Genomic DNA, 17,878 nt, shown 5'->3' on the forward strand with positions numbered 1-17,878 from the left:
CGGCGTTCATGCCTTTGGGGTAAATCCAAAAAAGCTATTTGCAGAGGGCGCGCCCACCGCTCCGGCCCGGGCTCGTCCAACAAACGGATCAGATCGTGGCTTCGCACGATCTATCCTTATTCGTTAGGCCTCAGCGTGGTGCGGCGAAGATGCAGTTGGGCGCCCTTACTGCCCTACGGTTCGAAAGAGCTTGGCCGAGAACCCTGGTTCAATACTGTCCGCGAATGCGAGGAGACCAGACAGCTCCTGTGCTTCCTTGGGTGAAAGCTGTTGGCTTAGGCTGCGGTGATACATGGCGCGAATCAGCCGCTTTCTGTCCCTTCCTAATGAGACTTGCCCTTCGGGAGTCAGCACTAGCCCAGTAACGACACGTTTACCTGCGCGAGATGCGCGTACCGTCTTCGTCTCGTTGAGGGTTAAATGTGGATACTGAAGGTTCTTAATGACAGACCTTACGATCTCCTCATAACGATCGATCTTGCCGCGATCTCTTGACGAGATTGTAATGTCATCCGCATATCGCGTATAGACAACATCTTCCTGCGCGCAGACATCAGCTATACGACTGTCGAACTCAAATAAAATGCTGTTTGACATGAGCGGTGAACTTGGGGCTCCAATGCAAAGCCTGAGAGGCGGCTGTCGGCGTCGTGCCCAGCAGCTAACGTGTGCCACCAACTTACGCGCGCCAGCATCAAGTGTCCCGGAGCAGTGTCGCTCGAGGTGGAGTTCTAGATCAGACCGAAGAATTGAGGGGAAGAAGTTCGTGAAGTCCAGCTTGAGCATGAAGCGACTTGCGGCGTGAGCTTCAGCGTTTTGGAGAATCGAGAGTCCATCGCGGTATGCCATCGCGCATGTGTGGACGGGCAGTGACGGACCAATTTCCCTGATGATCCAACGTTGAATTGCCTTGACCTCCCGTGCCGGCTGCGCAACCTCACGCATGCCGCCTGACTTCTTCGGGATCTCAAAGAGCTTGTAGCGAAGCGGTGCCGTTTGGATGATTCTTGCGAGGTGCGATGGAAGCATCGCTAACTCGCTTGACATGCGGCGCAAGAGGTCGGCTTGACTAAACACCTCGCCCCCGGACATCTCTGATGACTCGGAACCGCTTCTTGTCCTCGCGCTCGTAGAAGGCTAGTAGGTCTGCCCGGAAGCGCATGGCATCGAAGTGTCTGTCCTTCAGCGCGAACTGCAGATGCTGGCGATCCTCAATGCCGACATAGAAGCGTTGATCGCCCTTCGGTTCCATTGCGATGAGCCCCAGGCTCTGCAACAAAAAGACCAGCTGCTTCACTTCGCTCTCAGTCCGAGAGCAACCTAAGTCACCGAGCAGTTGCCGCAACTCGCGAAGCGTTAAAGCAGAGCAGAGCCCGAGGAGATCGCAGACCAAAAGCGCGCCGTCCAACCAGCGACTCGGATCGAACGGGCGTTCTGGGGTTGGGCTCGATGCTCGTGCACGAACGGCCTGTGCAAGCTCCGGCTGGAGTTCCTCCGCTGCTGTTGGATCGAATACGGCTAGCCGGCCGGCCCCTCGGGTCCAGCGATGGCACTCCGCCGTGTTCGCGTGGACCTTTTCCAGATAGTCAATTGGCCCGAGCTTAATGAATGACGAGCTCTTGTAGTGTTCCGTTTCGACAAATACCAGAAGCTTCTTTTTGAACTCGTCGATTGCTGTGAAGAGGCCCAGTTCGGCGATGGAGCCTGGGCTCTCGAGAATGAGAACAATGACAGAAGACAACTCGGCAAGGTGCCTTTCAAACGAGACTAGGTCCCTGTAAATGGCCTCGTGTGACCAGTCTTTGTAGTCTTCGGCTACGCGGATTCGACCATCGATATCGGGATGCTTTACGAGCTCTCGGTGTACTGCGTCACGCACGGAGATCGGCTTCGGCGACCGCACATCAGTCGGGCCTCCGCACAAAAAAATGAAGCCCGAGTAGGGCTTCAAGCGGGAGGCTGATAGATCAAGCTTCGAAAGAAGAACATCCCTCATTGATTCTCGTTCTCAAGCCCTGTTCTTACCAGAAATGCGCTGCGAAACCGGCTTCGGGTTTTCCGAGTGCCCGCAGGAAAACCCGAAGCCGGTTTCGCAGCGGTAAATGCACTCAATCAATACGAGTCTGGCGAACCGCCCGACATTTTCTACGTAACCCTGAACGTAGAAGCGCGTAAGAACGTCAAGATACTAGTCAAGGGATGTCGTGCCGTCAAGGCGCATCTCCCGCTATGCGCGGCTCGCGTGCATGAGGGTCGGAATCTGAGGCCGAACGAATAGCGTTTATCTGCCGCGCCGAAAGCACCGGGTCCAAGCTCTGGCGCATCCGCGGCAGATAAACCTCGTTGGACTGAAGCGCCTCGACGGCGATACTGATGGGGATTGTAAGCGTCCCGCGGCTTGGGTCAAAGCGCGGATAGGGTTCGGACGCGCTGGCGCGGGGTTCACGAGGGCCTTTCGGATCGTCGCGGGAGCATCACCGGAGTCAAGCGGGCCGTTGGGTTGCCGTAAACCCGGATCAGAGCCGTGACTTCGACCCCTCGCCGACGCGTCCACTCCTGGCGGCCTTAACCGCCAAACGTCACCCCGCGTCACCCCCGAGGCTCCGCGCCCCTGTTCAGCCGTGCTCATGGCGGTCCGCGAACGGAGGCGCTCGGCGGCGTCGCCTGACGCTGGGGCGGAATCGCCGCCGTCGGAACGAAGCGGCCCTCATGGCAATGCGTGCAGCGCGCCCACTCGGCGCCGGCGATACGCTGCAGGAAGTCCTCCACCGTCGCCGTGATCACCGGATCGGGTTCCGGTACCGACAAGGCCTGCCGTGCCCGGGATAGCTGTGTCGCCTTCGCCGCCGGAGCCAGCAGGCCGTAGTGCCGAATCCGCTTGAAGCCGCTCGGCAAGACGTGCAGCAGGAAGCGGTCGATGAATTCCTCCGCCGGCACGCTGAGCACGCGTTTGCCCGGCGTGGCGCGCACGCGGAAACGAACGGTCGTCTCGTCCATCCCGACCAGACGCTCGTTCGAGATCGCCACCCGATGCGTGTAGCGACCCAGGTATTGGAGGACCTGCTCCGGGCCGCCGAGCGGCTGTTTCGCGTAGACCACCCAGTCGTGCGCCAGCCACTGCTGGCGCAGGGCCCGCCAGACCTTCTCGTCGGCCAGATCTGCCACCAGCGGCCGCCCCGAGCCGCGGGCTTCACTCAGCGCCGCGATGAACTTACCGCGAAAGACCCGCGACAGCGCCTGAACCGGAAACAGGAAGCCGCGCTTGGGCGACTTCCATTCGCCCTCGGACGTCAACGCTCCGCCGGCGACCAGGGCGTGCACAGGCACATGCCGCCCGAGGTCCTGCTTCCAGGTGTGCAGGACCCGCGAGAACGCCAGCGTCCCGCCCAGCCAGCGCGGATTGGCGCCGAACTCGGTGAGGGTGGCCGATGCCGTGCCGAAGAGCATCTCGTAGATCCCCCGCGGGCGCTGGCCGATCAGCGCGTGCAGCGCATGCGGCAGCGTGAACACCCGATGGAAATACGGCACCGGTAACAGCTCCTGGCGCCGTTTCGCCAGCCAGTGCTCCTTGGCTCGGGTCTGGCACTGTGGGCAGTGGCGGTTGCGGCACGAGTGATCCACGTGGCGCGTCACCCCGCAGCCGTCACAGGTCTCGACGTGGCCGCCGAGAACGGCGGTACGACAGGCGACGATCGCCCGCCAGACCTTGGCCTTGACGGACGACAAGAGGTACTTGGCGAGGTACGCCGGCCCGTGCCGGCGGAAGACCTCGGCCAGGGTCACTGGCGGTGGCTCAACTGGGCGGGTCGAGCAGTTCCAGGGGCGACGTGTTGCCGGTCAGTGAGGAGCGCGCCAGATGCAGATAGCGCGAGGTCATCGACAGATGACCATGGCCGAGGAGTCGGCCGATGCGGTAGAGATCGACGCCGACTTCGAGCAGGGGCGTGGCGAAGGCGTGTCGAAGACCGTGGATGCCGCCTTCAGGAGCGATGCCCGCCGCGTTACGCGCCGCGTCGTAGATCCGCTGCGCGGTCTGGATTTCCATCGGACCCGTGCCCGACCGGTTCGGGAACAACCACAGATTCGGCCGGGTATCGCGCCAGTAGGTCCGCAGGGCCGCGAGCAGACGTGGCGACAGCAGCGTATAGCGATCCTTGCCGCCTTTGCCCTGGCGGACTTTGAGGCACCTGCGATCGGCGGCGCTCTCGATGTCCCCCACCTGCAGGGCGCAGACTTCCGAGACCCGCAAGCCGGCGGCGTAGGGGGTCATCAATAGGTTCGCCCGCGCAGGGTTCTCGCCGAGTCGATCAGGCGCGCGACTTCTTCGCGCGAGAGGATCTGCGGCAGGCGCTGGGGTACCTTGGCCATCGGAAGGTCGAAGCCCGCTTCCGGGCGCCCGAGCACCCGCCGATAGAGGAAGCGGAAGGCGCACGAGGCTGGATTGACGCTCGCGTAGGCGAGCTTCTTGTCGCGAATCAGGGGCAGCAGGTAGGCCTGGACTTCCTCGACACGCAGATCCGCCGGCGACCGGTGGTAATGCTTTGCTAGCCCGACCAGCGCACCGATGTAGGCTTCCTGGGTCCGTGCCGCCATTCCCCGCAGGCACATGGCGTTGCTCATTCGTTCACGCAGTTCACTCATGATCCTCTCCTTGATTGCTGCGGGGACGCCCCCGCAGCGAGGAGGATCGAGGATTTGCGAGCGAGTTGGGAAGCGAGGCGTCGAGACCTCAAGCGGTCAGGGTGAAGGCGAGAACGAGTGCAAGGAGCGACAGAGAAAAAGACAACTGCGCTGGGATGCCGATACCAGCGCGCAGCGCTTTAGTTCAACGTCGAAGGTGAGGGGCGCGGAGACAGCAAGCGAAGCTTGCTGGCGGAGCGTCCCTCTCGACCGAAGTGTTAGAGGTGGCGTTGCATAAGGCACTCAACGCCAGAACCTCCCGGAAGAATAGATTGGGCCATTTGGATGGGGGCGCTCATGAAACGGCGGTTGTGGAATGGCAATGAACTCATGCGCCTTTGCGTCATCGGCGAAACGCCCAAAGCCATTTCTACGCAATGCTTGTTCTGCTTCGGCGACCGATGGAAAAGTGAGCTTGTCGAAGACGCCAGAAGTGTCACCAAAGAAAAACACTGTGCAGCCGTCAGGGGTTTCGTCAATCAGTGCCCAGTTCTGCTGGAGGAACTCAACAATCTTGAACCAGTAATCTCGACTACGGATTTCTACAGGCGTTTCGTTGAATGGCATACGAACCTCTAACGTTTGAGCTCACCTGCGTGCGACAGCCGTAGGCTGGCGCACGTCAGGTGCAGCGAAGGGTTAGGGCCATAGTGGACCACCGGGCTCACCACGCAACCAAGCACGTAAGGTGGCAATCTTCTGTTCATAGGCGAGCAATGAGAGGTCATTCTCGCGATCCCACCGATCGGAGGCAAGTAGCGCTTCTAGGTCAACAATTGCCTGAGCGCATGCAGTGGCGTCTTTGATTTCGGTCCATAGTGTTCTGGCAAAGCCTAGACGCAGCAGTGGAGCATTTGGTTCTAGTGCGAAGGCGCGCAGATATAGCGACTCGAAGCGCTCGCGCTCACCTATGGTTGCTTCAAAGTACGCCCACTGTGACAAGTAGAAGGCGCGATCGCCCGCTGCGAGGGTTGCGTCGCTCACAGTAGATTCGAATAGGCGCCGGGCGTCGTCGCGGCGCTCGCTGTACCACATGCGCTCAGCCTCACGCCAGTGCTCAGGCTGCCGGGATTGCACCATGGTGATCTGATGGCCCTAACGTGAAGGTGAGGGGCGACGGGCCGGCCCCGCCGGCACGGCGTCCCAGCGGCGTAGCCGCGCCTCGACCGTAGGGTTAGAGCGGGAGGCAGTTGAGCAAGGAGACATAAGGTGACGTTGGCAGGCGGATGTCATTTGCACAGGAGTGCCGTGAACCCCCCAAGGCCCCACGCAGGCAACAACGGGAGCGTCATTAGCAGCACGCCGAAGATTGCCGAAGGCGGAAATGTTTCCGTGGGCTCTTTAGTTCTCAACAGGTAAACGAGAAGACCGGCCGCTCCGCCAACGTAAGCTGCAAGGAAGAATGTGCTGCCGGAAAATGGCCTTCGGTCGACGAAGAGTAAGACGAAAATAAATGCGCCTGCAGCAGTGTGCAAGAACGCTGGGATGTAGTCCTTTATCGGTTTTTGGCCGTGCCAGCTCATATCGCTCTAACGCAGAGGTAAGGGGCGGCTGACGGCGGCTTCATCGCCGGCAGGCGTCCCACTTGACCGCCGATTTAGGCGGGAACTTTTAACGGAGAAAGACATGAACGCAACGACTTGGAAGAAAGAACCAGCAATTGAAGGAAAGCTCAGCGGCTGCCTGAACTGCGGGCCGCGCCCGAGCTTCTTCCCGCCGGACGGAGTGATTGGGGTTGGCTTTGGCTACGCCGGATTGCACAGAGACGGCGAACCGGTTTGGACTGAACCGAACGAACCCGAGAGCGACGACGAATACATGACCGGCGCGAAAGCCGAAGAAATGGCGGCGGCAAATCCTGACCATGACTGGCGAATTGTGATGGATGGCCCGCTGTCGGGACGCACCTACCAGCGGCACGCGGCCGGCGAGTGGGCGCTGATTGAGCGGAACCAAGGGTTCGCATGAAGGCACCTAACGCAAAAGTCAGCGGCGCCGGTACGGCGTCCGCTGGACTGCCGGGTTAGCGACCAAAGGACGAGATGATGAGTAACCGACCAGCGATACGGGTAGCACGAACACAAAGGATGCTCGCAGAGCTTGGGCACGCGGACATTTTCGACGCGCTGCGGCATGCCGAAGAAATGCGCTCTGCACTGCGGGTGATTCACACATGGGCAGGAGTGCCGGGAGCGCTGGATGCTCGGCACGTTCGGGAGCTGACAGCGAAGGCGCTGCACATGGGCGCTAACGCCTGAGATAACCGGAGCGACGCGGCTTTATCGCGGCGCGTCCGGTTGAACGATGGGTTCGGCGGCAAATTACGGAGGACGTAAATGGAATCACCGAGCATTGAAGCAGCCTACGCGATGGGCGCGAAGGGCGGGCCAGTTGTGGAAGCGGAACGCCTCGCCTTTGAGGCATGGATGCGTGGCCATTGCTGGGCGCTGACAGCGATATGGGACGGCGCGACCTATCGAGGCACGGCAGAACACGGCAACTACATCTGCCCGCACGCGATGCATATTCGACAACTGTGGGCGGCATGGCGCGACCGTGCAGTATTGACGCCGAACGTGAAGTAGACACCTAGAAAGGTGTATAAAAGCACACAAAAAGGCGTGTGCTATGGATAATGCTTTGTAATATGTTGATTTATCAACATATTACAAAATAAGCACGCCTGGCGGCGTGCGAAACACACCTTCGGATCTCAAACTGCTCGATCAGCTTCGCGACGGCATCCGGATGAAGCATTATAGATAGATCCGAACCGAATCCGTCGTGTCGTGTTCATCGTTTGCTACTCCGCACCATTGGCCGACGTCCAACCGACAGCCCAGCGGATTTCGGGCAAGTATTCCCGTTCGACGCCAATCTTGCCGCCAACGAAGCTACCCGTCGTGAGTTGCTTGAGGAAGATAGCCCCGCACGGCTGCCGTGATGGAAGCTCTTTGCGGCCCCGACGAATGGGCTTCGCTCGAAGCCACTCCCCGCACCGTCTGAGCCGCGGGCAAGCGGCCCGCCTAGAAGCGTGCCAGCCGCACCCGATACAGCCCGCCGATCACTACGTACTCGTCCTCGCCGCGCAGCATGCCCGGCAGCAGGCGGCTAAAGAAGGCCAGTTTCGGCAAGGGTACATCGACGGCCAGCAGGTCGTCACCGAATTCTCCGGCGCGCTCGCGCGAGCGGGAGAAGGAATTGATGTTGTTGAGCAGCAGCACCTTCTCCCCCGGCCTGCTGTCCTGCACCGTTTCGTGTTCGGCGAGACGGTTCACGCCCCGATACAGCCGCAAGTGCGTGCGCTGCGGAAACTGCCGGGCCAGTTCGTACTGGGTGTAGGCGTAGAGCAGGTCGAGTTGGACCTCCAGGGCATTGGTACCGCGTAGTCCCTGCGCGCGGATTTCCACATAGCGCTGCCAGGCGGTGCTGCCGGGCTCGCGCAGCGGTTCGCCATGGTGGCGGGGAGTGAGCCCGAAGCGCGACTCGACCCAGCCCTTCAACACCGCCGCCTCCCGGCTCTCGCTGTCGAACGCCCAGCCGCGCACGACGCGCAGGTAACTGGCCTTGGCGCGCGCGCCGGACTGGCCCTTGACGAAGCCGGCATCCTCGGGGTGCCGCAGGCGAAAGTGGTTCTCCATGTAAACCGCGAAACGCTCGGCTCGCTCGCCGGCGCCGGGAATGTCGTCCAGCAGGGTCCACAAGGGCTTGTGCAGATGGGCCACGCCGTCGATCTGCAAGGGCGTCGGATGTCGCTGGTAGGTCAGGCCACCGAGGATGTCGGCCGGCAGGTTGCAGCGGTTGATCGGCAGGCGGGCAAGGCGGGGCAGCGTCGGCAGGCACTCGCTGGCCTTGTCGGGAGCGCGACAAACATCTGCAGGAATGTCGGACATCGGCGTTTCGTCGGCCTTGCCGGAATCGGTGGGGAATCGGTGAAAGGCTTGCCACGTCAGGGTTTCAGCGTTTTCAGCCGGAACTGGCACGGTCTGTGCATAAGCCCTGTCAGGAGCGCAGGATTCTTTCCTTGCTTCAGATGACTTCAACGCAGGACTTCAACCAGGAGATTGCATCATGGCAAAACTTCGTCAGGCCGCCATCTACGGCAAGGGCGGTATCGGCAAGTCTACCACCACCCAGAACCTCGTCGCCGCTTTGGCGGAAATCGGCAAGAAGGTGATGATCGTCGGCTGCGACCCGAAGGCCGATTCGACACGCCTGATCCTGCACAGCAAGGCGCAGAACTCGGTGATGGGTCTGGCCGCTGAGGCCGGCTCGGTCGAGGACCTCGAACTCGAAGATGTGATGTCGGTCGGTTACGGCGGCATCAAGTGCGTCGAATCCGGCGGCCCGGAACCCGGCGTCGGCTGTGCCGGTCGCGGCGTGATCACCGCCATCAACTTCCTCGAAGAAGAAGGCGCCTACGACGAGGACCTCGAATTCGTCTTTTATGACGTGCTCGGCGATGTCGTCTGCGGTGGCTTCGCGATGCCGATCCGCGAGAACAAGGCGCAGGAAATCTACATCGTCTGCTCGGGCGAGATGATGGCGATGTACGCTGCCAACAATATCGCCAAGGGCATCGTCAAGTACGCCAACTCCGGCGGCGTGCGCCTCGCCGGGCTGATCTGCAACAGCCGCAACACCGACCGCGAGGACGAGCTGATCATGGCGCTGGCGGCCAAGCTGGGCACCCAGATGATCCATTTCATCCCTCGTCACAACATCGTCCAGCACGCCGAGATCCGACGCATGACGGTGATCGAGTATGACCCGACGGCGGCACAGGCCGACGAGTACCGCACCCTGGCAAGGAAGATCGTCGACAACAAGAACTTCGTGATCCCAACGCCGGTGACCATGGACGAACTCGAAGCACTGTTGATGGAGTTCGGCATCATGGAAGCCGACGACGAGTCGATTATCGGCAAGACCGCCGCCCAAATCGCGGCCGAACAAGCCGAAGCGCTCGCCGCTGCCTGAGTGGCCTGGAATGCGCCCTATCGTCTCAACCCGCGGCTGCCGCGCGCACATGCGTGCCGGCATCCCAAAAGGAGAAGCAGGATGTCTGAATTGACACGTGAAGAAACCGAGGCCCTGATTCAGGAAGTGCTCGAGGTGTATCCCGAGAAGGCCAGGAAGGACCGCGCCAAGCACCTGGCGGTCAACGACCAGTCGGTCGAACAATCGAAGAAGTGCATCACTTCCAACCGCAAGTCGCTGCCCGGCGTGATGACCGTCCGCGGCTGTGCCTACGCCGGTTCCAAGGGCGTGGTGTGGGGTCCGATCAAGGACATGATCCATGTCTCGCACGGCCCGATCGGTTGCGGCCAGTATTCGCGCGCCGGTCGCCGCAACTATTACGTCGGCACGACCGGCGTGGACACATTCGGCACGATGAACTTCACCTCGGATTTCCAGGAAAAGGACATCGTCTTCGGCGGCGACAAGAAACTGGCCAAGCTGATCGCCGAGATCGGGATGCTGTTTCCGCTGCACAAGGGGATTTCCGTGCAATCCGAGTGTCCGATCGGGCTGATCGGCGATGACATCGAAGCGGTCGCCAAAAAAGCCGGCAAGGAAATGGACAAGCCGATCGTGCCGGTGCGCTGCGAAGGCTTCCGCGGCGTTTCGCAGTCGCTCGGGCACCACATCGCCAACGATTCGATCCGCGACTGGGTTCTCGACAAGCGCGACGGTCAGGCCTTCGCAGCCACGCCCTACGACGTTTCGATCATTGGCGATTACAACATCGGCGGCGATGCCTGGGCGTCACGCATCCTGCTCGAGGAAATGGGACTGCGGGTGGTCTCGCAGTGGTCCGGCGACGGCACCCTGGCGGAAATCGAAAAGACGCCGAAGGTCAAGCTCAACCTTCTGCACTGCTACCGCTCGATGAACTACATCAGCCGTCACATGGAGGAAAAGTACGGCATTCCCTGGCTGGAATACAACTTCTTCGGCCCGACCAAGATTGCCGAGTCGCTGCGTGCGATCGCCGCGCAGTTCGACGACCACATCAAGGAAGGCGCCGAGCGCGTGATCGCCAGGTACCAGCCGATGATGGAGGCGGTGATCGCCAAGTACAAGCCGCGCCTGCAGGGCAAGACGGTCATGCTCTACGTCGGCGGCCTGCGCCCGCGGCATGTCATCGGCGCTTACGAGGATCTCGGCATGCAGGTCATCGGCACCGGCTACGAGTTCGCGCACAACGACGATTACGACCGCACGATCAAGGAAATGGGCAATGCCACGCTGCTCTACGACGACGCCACCGGCTTCGAACTGGAGGAGTTCATCAAGCGCATGAAGCCCGACCTGGTCGGTTCCGGCATCAAGGAAAAATACGTCTTCCAGAAGATGGGCATCCCGTTGCGCCAGATGCACTCGTGGGACTACTCGGGTCCGTACCACGGTTACGACGGCTTTGCCATCTTCGCCCGCGACATGGACATGGCGATTTCCAACCCCTGCTGGAGCAAGCAGACGCCGCCGTGGAAGAAGCAGCCGACAGCCCTCGATCCGGCCGAAGACGGCGCGCTGAAGAAAGTCGCCTGAAAGAGGTTTCCCTGAACTTGTGTCCGCGTCCACAAATGGGTGGCGCGGGCAAAGGAGATGAAGATGCAAGCTGTAGATGACATCAAGCCCTGCTACCCGCTCTTTGGCGACGACGACTACCAGGCGTCGCTGAAGCACAAGCAGGAACGGTTCGAAGAGCGCCACTCGCCGGAGAAGGTGCAGGAGGTCTTCCTCTGGACGACGACCCAGGAATACCAGGATCTCAATTTCAAGCGCGAGGCGCTGACCGTCGATCCCGCCAAAGCCTGCCAGCCGCTCGGTGCCGTTCTCTGTGCGCTGGGTTTCGAAAAGACGCTGCCCTACGTGCATGGCTCGCAAGGCTGTGTCTCGTATTTCCGCACCTATTTCAATCGCCACTTCAAGGAGCCGATCTGCTGCGTCTCGGATTCGATGACCGAAGACGCCGCGGTATTCGGCGGCCAGAAGAACATGTTCGACGGTCTCGAGAACGCGCGCGCGATCTACAAGCCGGAAATGATCGCGGTATCGACGACCTGCATGGCCGAGGTGATCGGCGACGACCTGAATGCCTTCATCAACAACGCCAAGAAGGAAGGGCACGTGCCGGACGAGTTCCCGGTGCCCTTTGCGCACACGCCGTCCTTCGTCGGTTCGCACGTCACCGGCTGGGACAACATGTTCGAGGGCATCATGCGCTCCTTCACCCTGAACCACATGGCCGACAAGGCGCCGGGCAAGAACGGCAAGCTCAACTTCGTTCCCGGCTTCGAGACCTACCTGGGCAATTTCCGGGTCGTCAAGCGGATGATGGCGGAAATGGGCGTCGAGGCGACACTGCTCTCGGACCCGACCGAGGTCCTCGACACGCCCGCCGACGGCGAGTTCAGGATGTACGCCGGCGGTACGACGCAGGACGAAATCAAGGATGCGCCGAACGCGATCAGCACCTTGCTGCTGCAGCCCTACCAGCTCGACAAGACGAAAAAACTGGTCGAGAACACCTGGAACCATGATGTGCCCAGGCTCAACATCCCGATGGGCGTCGACTGGACAGACGAGTTGCTGATGAAGGTCTCGGAACTGACCGGCAAGCCGATTCCGGAATCGCTGGCCAGGGAGCGTGGGCGCCTGGTCGACATGATGTCCGATTCGCACGCCTGGCTGCACGGCAAGAAGTTCGCCCTCTACGGCGATCCCGATTTTGTCATGGGAATGGTCAAGATTCTCTTCGAGTGCGGCGCCGAGCCGACACATGTGCTCAGTCACAACGGCAGCAAGCGCTGGCTGAAGGCGATGGAGAAGATGATCGCCGAAAGCCCCTTTGGCGGCAGCGCCAAGGCCTACACCGGTCTCGACCTCTGGCACCTGCGGTCTTTGTGCTTTACCGACAAGCCGGATTTCCTGATCGGCAACAGCTACGGCAAGTTCATCCAGCGTGACACCCTGCACAAGGGCAAGGACTTCGAGGTGCCGCTGATCCGCATCGGTTTCCCGCTGTTCGACCGTCACCATCTGCATCGCCAGACGACGCTCGGCTACGAGGGCGCAATGCAGGTGGTCACCACCCTGGTCAATGCGGTGCTCGAACATCTGGACGCCGAAACGATGGGCATGGCCACCACCGACTACAACTTCGATCTGGTGCGCTGAGTGCGCTGAATCGGCCAGACGGGAACGTTCGCCGTTCCCGTCGCCAACTGCAAGGAAAGTCCCATGGCCAACATCATGGTCCGCAAGACGGCTGTCGGTGCCTACTCGTTCTACCTGCCGAAACGCGATCTGGAGGACGCCATCGTTTCGATGGAATACGACAGCGCCGACAAGTGGGGCGGCGAGATCCGGCTCAACAACGGCGGCATCTACTACATTGAACCGCAGGCCCTGCCTGCACGCTTCCCGATCTCGCTGCGCGCCAGGCGACTGGATGCAGCCGAGTAGGACATGCAACGGAGAATTAACTCATGGCAATGAAAATCATCCAGGCCGAATGCACCTCCTGTGGCGACTGCAAGCCGGTCTGCCCGACCAGCTCGATCACCAGCAAGGCCGGTATGTACAAAATCAACGTCGACACCTGCACCGAATGCGAAGGCGAGTCCGATTCGCCGCAGTGCCTCGATGCCTGTCCGGCAGGCGAATCCTGCATCGTCTTCCTCTAACTTCCGGGGAGGCTCTGATGGCACAGTCGATTAGCCGCGAAGCGGCGCTACGCGTTGCCCTCGCCGCCCGCGAACTGGGCAGTCTGCCGGTCCGGGAACTGGTCTCGGCCCTGGTCGAGCGACTGGAGTTGCCACTGACCGAGGCCAAACTCGCCACCGTCACGGTGGCCGACCTGCAACTCCTGCTACAGGGGGACGACGTGGTCGCGAGCGAGGTTCCGCGCGAGCAGCTCAAGCAGGCGGTTCGCCTGCTCTGGGGCGAAGGCATCGCCAACCGCGATCTGCCGCCGGTGGCAAGCTACGCCGAAGGCGACATGCCCAGTTCGATCCGCGTCGCCTGCGCCTCGAACCGCGAGCAATGGCTCGACGGCCACTTCGGGTCCTGCGAGCGCTTCCTGGTCTACCAGGTGTCGCCGGATGAAGTGCGGCTGATCGACGTACGACCGACGCTCGCCGCCGACCACGCCGAGGATCGCAACGTCGCACGCGCGGCGCTGATCGATGACTGCCAGATCGTCTACGTACAGTCGATCGGCGGCCCGGCGACGGCCAAGGTCGTGCGCGCCGGCGTCCATCCGGTCAAGGTCGCCAACCGCGGGGACCCGGGCGGCGAAGCACTGCAGGCGCTGGCCCAGTTACAGCAGGCCTTGCGCCATCCGCCGCCGTGGCTGGCCCGCATCATGGGCGTCGAAGCCGGCTCGCTCGCGCCTTTCGCCGCCACTCTCGCCGCCGGGGAGGCATGATGGCTGCCGGCGATGAATAGCGACTCACATTGGCAGCATCTGTCGTGCCAGGTCGCCGAACTTTGCGTACGCGTTCCTGCCAGCGCCGGGCCGGCGGTGCTCGCCAGGGAACTGGCGACGCTGGCTCCCGAGCTGACGTTTCGCCAGGTTCTGTCGCGCGGCGGCTGGTATCGCCTGGGCGGCGTCGTCGATGCGAACAACGCCCATCTTTCGGACAACCTCGAGACCTGGGCCGAGCAGGAGCTGGCCGCGCACGACGACGACATGGCTGCGCTCTGCGACGACCACGCCGGGCGGGGGCTACGGGCGACGCGCCTGACCGGTCGCACGCATTATTTCGTCGCCGCCACGGGCGCCGGCGCCACCGACTTCGTTCAGATCGAAATCGAGGAACTGCAGGAGGTCGTTTGTCATTCGCTGTTCGCGGCAGAAGGTTTGCCGTCGGGAATCGAAGAGCTGATCGATCCGCGCGGCGCGCACCTCCCCTGCTGTGCTGCCGGCGAACCGATCGGGACGCCCTTCCTGCTCTTGCGCCGGCTGACGCCGATGGCCGACTTCCTCGCCCGCATGCGCGTGCAGAAGCCCGAAGCGCAGCCGATCCATCGATTCGTCGAAGCCTGGGAAGCCAGCAGCGCTGGCGCCGCGACGCAGTTTTCCAATCACTGGGTAATTGCCGTTCGGGAGCATCTCGACCGCTATCGGCAGGCCGTGCTGCATGCCAACCCGGTGGCTGCGCTGAACGGCGCGGCCCCCAAGTTCGCCGCCACCTTCGGTATGCAGGGGCTGGCATTGCATCAGGCGATGGCCCGCTACGACAAGGCCGTTGGCTTCCCGATGGCCTGGTTCTTCCATATGCTGACCGTCCGCAGCGCACCTTACGCCCTGGCCAATGCCGTGATCAACGATGTCGTGGCAGGCTTCCACTACCTTCCGGGTCGCGACATACAGGTCGTCAAGCAGTGGCTTTGCCAACCCTACGCCTTCTGATTAAGCAAACAACCCGGTCTCTGGCTGGCCGTTCTTGTCCGCACAGCGTGGACGACAACTCCAGTTCATTGCCCTTGAACACTTCCGATGAATTCAGTGGGTTCCTGACTCTCGATGAGTGATGTCAGCCTGGCCATCTGGCACAATATGACTGAAACGCACGCGGTCGACTCCCCGTGCCGGTATAGCCTGGTGTGGCCCCGAATCGGGAATTAAGCAGACAAGATACTGTTTGTACGACGTGGTGAGATCGCCTACCTGCCACCGCCGTCACTGGACGATTGGCTGAACCAGGATCACTTGGCGTGATTCATCGTGGAGGGGGGTGACCAGCTTGACCTGTCGAAGCTGACGCGACAGTGTGCTGGAGGTGAAAATGCAGGCCTCGTTCAGGCTCATACCATGTTGGACAAGGCGCTCCCTTGCCTTGCGGGCAGACCTCAAGGCACAATTCGAAGGTCTGCACTGCCGGAGTCAATAGCCATGGCCTTGCCGAGAGCCAGGGGACGCCACTGTACCTATGCCGACTACCGGCAGTGGCCCGATGATGAGCGCTGGGAACTGATCGACGGCATCGCTTACGCGATGGCGCCGGCACCGACGATCAGCCACCAAACCCTGGCTGGTCAGCTTTTCCGACAGATCGATCAAGCCCTGGATGGCACCCCTTGCCGCACCCTGATCGCTCCGGTCGACGTCCTGTTGCCGGCAGCGAACGAGACTGACGAACAGGCGACGACCGTCGTCCAACCCGATATTCTGGTGGTCTGCGACCCGGCCAAGGTCACCGAAAACAATATCCGCGGCGCCCCGGACTGGATCATCGAGGTTCTCTCCCCGAACACCGCCCGCCACGACCACCTGACCAAGCGCGCCCTGTATGAACGCGCCGGTGTCCGAGAATACTGGCTCGTTCACCCGGTCGACCGCGTCATTACCCTTTATACACTGAAGGACGGCCTCTACGGCGGCCCGGAAATCGTCGAGATGGCTGGAGAACGGTCGCCGGCCATCTTCCCTGAAATCGTCATTCGCTGGCAGGCGGTTCTGGACAAGCTACAGGATCATTCCGCCGCGCCGGTCGATCAGCACGCTTGACGATGACTTGGGGAACATGTGTCCGGTCTTCGAGATCAGGGTCCGCTGAATCCGGCTACGACTCGGCCACCATCACCACGCCGCCACGCCGGCGGTCAGCGGCGCCAGACAAACGACCGTCGTTGCTGGCAACACCATTGACCCCGCCAAAGAACATGCTCGTCGTGTCGAAGCAGGTCGCGGCCGGCCAGGCCTGCAGCAGGGCGTCAGCCACCCCCTCGTCAAGGCCGACGTTCTCGAACCACAGTTTGCTGCCTTCGACATGCAGGCGGGCGGCGTTCAACGCTTCGTCAAGCGGGCGCCGATAGAGCAGAAGATTGAGCAGTGCCTGCAGGATGGCGCTGCGAATCCGGTTCGATCCACCGCTGCCGAGGGCAAAACACGGCCGGTCGCCGGCGACGACGATGGTGGGTGACATCATGGTGCTCATCCAGCTTCCCGGTGCCAGTCGATGGAAACCGGCCGGGTTGATGTCGTCTTCACCGAGGAAGTTGTTGACGTGGATTCCCAACCCCGGCAACACATGCCCGCAACCCTCGCCGTTGCTGGTGGTCATCGCTGCAGCCATGCCCTCGGCATCGATCACCGAGATATGCGTGGTCGCACCGAGCAGGTTCTCGTGAGTGCGTGATCGTGCCCACTCGACCCAGGCCGGGAGGCTGTCGCCGGCAACCAGCGCACGGATCGACGCCGGGTCGGCATATAGTCGGTGGTCGTAACCCGCAAGGCGAATCTGCGATACGGTTGCCAGTATCGCCGCCACCACGAGTTGATGCTCGCGCGAGAGAAAAGTCTCCTGGCCAATCCCCAGGCTCTCGGCGATGCGCAGCCCGGCGCCGATCAGGCCGCCGCCGGCGGCGGGTGGCGGGTTGGTCAACACGCGGTAAGGACCGAAGGGAACGTGCAGCGGTTCACGCACTACCGGCGCGTAGGCGGCAACATCCTGCGTGGTCATCAGCCCGCCTTGTGCAGGGCCGAAGTGATTGACCAACGACGCCTGGTACTGGGCGACCAGGCAGTTCGGATCACCTTCGCCAAGCGCCTGCAGAAAATCGCCGAGGTCGGGGTTGGCCAGGCGATCACCGGCTTGCGGCAGGCGTCCGCCAGCCAGGAGCAGACGTGCTGCCGCTGGCGTCGATTTGGCGATCGGCTCGATCAGGCCGATGATCATCGCGATCTGCGGACTAACCGTGAATCCGTTGCGCGCCCAGGCGGCTGCCGTCGCCACGACTTCATGCAAAGGCAGGCGACCGGCGCGCCGATGCAATTCGAGTAGGCCGACCAGTTCACCGGGAACGGCTGCGGCCGCCTTGCCGATGTGAAAGACCTGCGTGGTCTGGCCGAAATCGACGGTCACCGGTGCAAAGTCCAGTGCCGGCAGAACACCGAGGCCAAGGCCCGGAACGGCAGCAAAAAAATCGAGCACCTGGTAGCCATCGGCTGCGTCGCCCCAGACACAGACCCCGCCGCCGCCAAGCGAAGTCAGCGGCAACTCGGTCACGGTGGCGGCAAACTTGGCTGCGATGATCGCGTCAACTGCGTTGCCGCCGCGCCGCAAGATGCGCGCACCGGCCAGTGCCGTATGCGGTTCGGAGGCGGCGATCACTCCACGAATGCTCATGGCCAGAGGATACGCGGATCTCTTTCAGCGCAATGGCCACCCAGGGAGGTTGA

At 61.9% G+C, this 17,878-nt stretch carries 19 protein-coding genes; 10 read left to right on the plus strand and 9 right to left on the minus strand.

Annotated features, from left to right (window positions below):
- Nucleotides 1-165 precede the first annotated feature (165 nt).
- From V5B39_RS14415 to V5B39_RS14445, 7 genes are all read right to left on the minus strand, one after another.
- A complete protein-coding gene (locus V5B39_RS14415) occupies nt 166-1,092 on the minus strand; it encodes a retron St85 family RNA-directed DNA polymerase (protein ID WP_332343571.1) in 927 nt (308 codons plus the stop codon).
- Complete coding sequence (locus V5B39_RS14420) at nt 1,070-1,996, minus strand: retron St85 family effector protein (RefSeq protein WP_332343572.1); 927 nt, start codon at nt 1,994-1,996, stop codon at nt 1,070-1,072. Before V5B39_RS14420 ends, V5B39_RS14415 begins: the two co-directional genes overlap by 23 nt.
- Before the next feature lie 629 nt (nt 1,997-2,625).
- A complete protein-coding gene (locus V5B39_RS14425; RefSeq protein ID WP_332343573.1) occupies nt 2,626-3,783 on the minus strand; it encodes an IS91 family transposase in 1,158 nt (385 codons plus the stop codon).
- Between the two features lie 10 nt (nt 3,784-3,793).
- Nucleotides 3,794-4,270, minus strand: a complete 477-nt coding sequence (locus tag V5B39_RS14430; RefSeq protein WP_332343574.1) for a tyrosine-type recombinase/integrase — start codon at nt 4,268-4,270, stop codon at nt 3,794-3,796.
- The gene (locus V5B39_RS14435) at nt 4,270-4,641 is read right to left on the minus strand and encodes a site-specific integrase (RefSeq protein ID WP_332343575.1); all 372 of its coding nucleotides are present in this window, start codon (nt 4,639-4,641) and stop codon (nt 4,270-4,272) included. Before V5B39_RS14435 ends, V5B39_RS14430 begins: the two co-directional genes overlap by 1 nt.
- Nucleotides 4,642-4,923: 282 nt before the next feature.
- Nucleotides 4,924-5,247, minus strand: coding sequence for a hypothetical protein (locus V5B39_RS14440; RefSeq protein ID WP_332343576.1), 324 nt, complete (start codon nt 5,245-5,247; stop codon nt 4,924-4,926).
- Nucleotides 5,248-5,319: 72 nt separating this feature from the next.
- The gene (locus V5B39_RS14445; RefSeq protein ID WP_332343577.1) at nt 5,320-5,760 is read right to left on the minus strand and encodes a hypothetical protein; all 441 of its coding nucleotides are present in this window, start codon (nt 5,758-5,760) and stop codon (nt 5,320-5,322) included.
- 546 nt (nt 5,761-6,306) lie between these two features.
- Here V5B39_RS14445 and V5B39_RS14450 point away from each other — a divergent pair.
- Nucleotides 6,307-6,648 carry a hypothetical protein gene (locus V5B39_RS14450; protein ID WP_332343578.1) on the plus strand — a complete coding sequence of 114 codons (342 nt, stop codon included), beginning with the start codon at nt 6,307-6,309 and terminating at the stop codon, nt 6,646-6,648.
- Nucleotides 6,649-7,016: 368 nt separating this feature from the next.
- On the plus strand, nt 7,017-7,265 hold the full coding sequence (locus tag V5B39_RS14455) for a hypothetical protein (RefSeq protein WP_332343579.1): 249 nt from the start codon (nt 7,017-7,019) through the stop codon (nt 7,263-7,265).
- 441 nt (nt 7,266-7,706) lie between these two features.
- Here V5B39_RS14455 and V5B39_RS14460 read toward each other — a convergent pair whose 3' ends face one another.
- Nucleotides 7,707-8,573 (minus strand): NAD(+)--dinitrogen-reductase ADP-D-ribosyltransferase, encoded by an 867-nt coding sequence (locus tag V5B39_RS14460; protein WP_332343580.1) that lies wholly within the window; start codon nt 8,571-8,573, stop codon nt 7,707-7,709.
- Between the two features lie 178 nt (nt 8,574-8,751).
- Between V5B39_RS14460 and nifH the strand changes: the two genes are divergently transcribed.
- The 8 genes from nifH (at nt 8,752) to V5B39_RS14500 (ending at nt 16,204) form a co-directional block, all read left to right on the plus strand.
- On the plus strand, nt 8,752-9,660 hold the full coding sequence (gene nifH / locus V5B39_RS14465; protein WP_332343581.1) for a nitrogenase iron protein: 909 nt from the start codon (nt 8,752-8,754) through the stop codon (nt 9,658-9,660).
- Between the two features lie 81 nt (nt 9,661-9,741).
- Complete coding sequence (nifD, locus tag V5B39_RS14470) at nt 9,742-11,235, plus strand: nitrogenase molybdenum-iron protein alpha chain (RefSeq protein ID WP_332343582.1); 1,494 nt, start codon at nt 9,742-9,744, stop codon at nt 11,233-11,235.
- A gap of 63 nt (nt 11,236-11,298) precedes the next feature.
- On the plus strand, nt 11,299-12,867 hold the full coding sequence (gene nifK, locus V5B39_RS14475; protein WP_332343583.1) for a nitrogenase molybdenum-iron protein subunit beta: 1,569 nt from the start codon (nt 11,299-11,301) through the stop codon (nt 12,865-12,867).
- A 63-nt stretch (nt 12,868-12,930) separates the two neighbouring features.
- Nucleotides 12,931-13,155: a putative nitrogen fixation protein NifT gene (gene nifT, locus V5B39_RS14480; protein WP_034952050.1), complete on the plus strand. Its 225-nt coding sequence runs from the start codon at nt 12,931-12,933 to the stop codon at nt 13,153-13,155.
- 23 nt (nt 13,156-13,178) lie between these two features.
- The gene (locus tag V5B39_RS14485; RefSeq protein WP_332343584.1) at nt 13,179-13,376 is read left to right on the plus strand and encodes a 4Fe-4S dicluster domain-containing protein; all 198 of its coding nucleotides are present in this window, start codon (nt 13,179-13,181) and stop codon (nt 13,374-13,376) included.
- Nucleotides 13,377-13,393: 17 nt separating this feature from the next.
- Entirely contained in the window at nt 13,394-14,119 is a 726-nt protein-coding gene (locus tag V5B39_RS14490) for a dinitrogenase iron-molybdenum cofactor biosynthesis protein (protein WP_332343585.1), read from the plus strand.
- Nucleotides 14,120-14,131: 12 nt separating this feature from the next.
- A complete protein-coding gene (locus tag V5B39_RS14495) occupies nt 14,132-15,106 on the plus strand; it encodes a hypothetical protein (RefSeq protein WP_332343586.1) in 975 nt (324 codons plus the stop codon).
- Between the two features lie 483 nt (nt 15,107-15,589).
- On the plus strand, nt 15,590-16,204 hold the full coding sequence (locus V5B39_RS14500; RefSeq protein ID WP_332343587.1) for a Uma2 family endonuclease: 615 nt from the start codon (nt 15,590-15,592) through the stop codon (nt 16,202-16,204).
- 55 nt (nt 16,205-16,259) lie between these two features.
- Here the strand turns inward: V5B39_RS14500 and V5B39_RS14505 are convergent, their stop codons facing one another.
- Entirely contained in the window at nt 16,260-17,825 is a 1,566-nt protein-coding gene (locus V5B39_RS14505) for a gamma-glutamyltransferase (RefSeq protein WP_332343588.1), read from the minus strand.
- Nucleotides 17,826-17,878 lie beyond the last annotated feature (53 nt).

Origin of the sequence: Accumulibacter sp., assembly GCF_036625275.1 — a bacterium.
Classification (GTDB): Bacteria; Pseudomonadota; Gammaproteobacteria; order Burkholderiales; family Rhodocyclaceae; genus Accumulibacter.

Coding starts and splice junctions, on each gene's coding strand:
- V5B39_RS14445 (WP_332343577.1), bottom strand. CDS start 5,760: ATGGTGCAATCCCGGCAGCCTGAGCACTGGCGTGAGGCTGAGCGCATG.
- V5B39_RS14460 (WP_332343580.1), bottom strand. CDS start 8,573: ATGTCCGACATTCCTGCAGATGTTTGTCGCGCTCCCGACAAGGCCAGC.
- V5B39_RS14415 (WP_332343571.1), bottom strand. CDS start 1,092: ATGTCCGGGGGCGAGGTGTTTAGTCAAGCCGACCTCTTGCGCCGCATG.
- V5B39_RS14430 (WP_332343574.1), bottom strand. CDS start 4,270: ATGACCCCCTACGCCGCCGGCTTGCGGGTCTCGGAAGTCTGCGCCCTG.
- V5B39_RS14455 (WP_332343579.1), top strand. CDS start 7,017: ATGGAATCACCGAGCATTGAAGCAGCCTACGCGATGGGCGCGAAGGGC.
- V5B39_RS14485 (WP_332343584.1), top strand. CDS start 13,179: ATGGCAATGAAAATCATCCAGGCCGAATGCACCTCCTGTGGCGACTGC.
- V5B39_RS14450 (WP_332343578.1), top strand. CDS start 6,307: ATGAACGCAACGACTTGGAAGAAAGAACCAGCAATTGAAGGAAAGCTC.
- nifT (WP_034952050.1), top strand. CDS start 12,931: ATGGCCAACATCATGGTCCGCAAGACGGCTGTCGGTGCCTACTCGTTC.
- V5B39_RS14490 (WP_332343585.1), top strand. CDS start 13,394: ATGGCACAGTCGATTAGCCGCGAAGCGGCGCTACGCGTTGCCCTCGCC.
- nifK (WP_332343583.1), top strand. CDS start 11,299: ATGCAAGCTGTAGATGACATCAAGCCCTGCTACCCGCTCTTTGGCGAC.
- nifD (WP_332343582.1), top strand. CDS start 9,742: ATGTCTGAATTGACACGTGAAGAAACCGAGGCCCTGATTCAGGAAGTG.
- V5B39_RS14495 (WP_332343586.1), top strand. CDS start 14,132: ATGAATAGCGACTCACATTGGCAGCATCTGTCGTGCCAGGTCGCCGAA.
- nifH (WP_332343581.1), top strand. CDS start 8,752: ATGGCAAAACTTCGTCAGGCCGCCATCTACGGCAAGGGCGGTATCGGC.
- V5B39_RS14435 (WP_332343575.1), bottom strand. CDS start 4,641: ATGAGTGAACTGCGTGAACGAATGAGCAACGCCATGTGCCTGCGGGGA.
- V5B39_RS14500 (WP_332343587.1), top strand. CDS start 15,590: ATGGCCTTGCCGAGAGCCAGGGGACGCCACTGTACCTATGCCGACTAC.
- V5B39_RS14440 (WP_332343576.1), bottom strand. CDS start 5,247: ATGCCATTCAACGAAACGCCTGTAGAAATCCGTAGTCGAGATTACTGG.
- V5B39_RS14505 (WP_332343588.1), bottom strand. CDS start 17,825: ATGAGCATTCGTGGAGTGATCGCCGCCTCCGAACCGCATACGGCACTG.
- V5B39_RS14420 (WP_332343572.1), bottom strand. CDS start 1,996: ATGAGGGATGTTCTTCTTTCGAAGCTTGATCTATCAGCCTCCCGCTTG.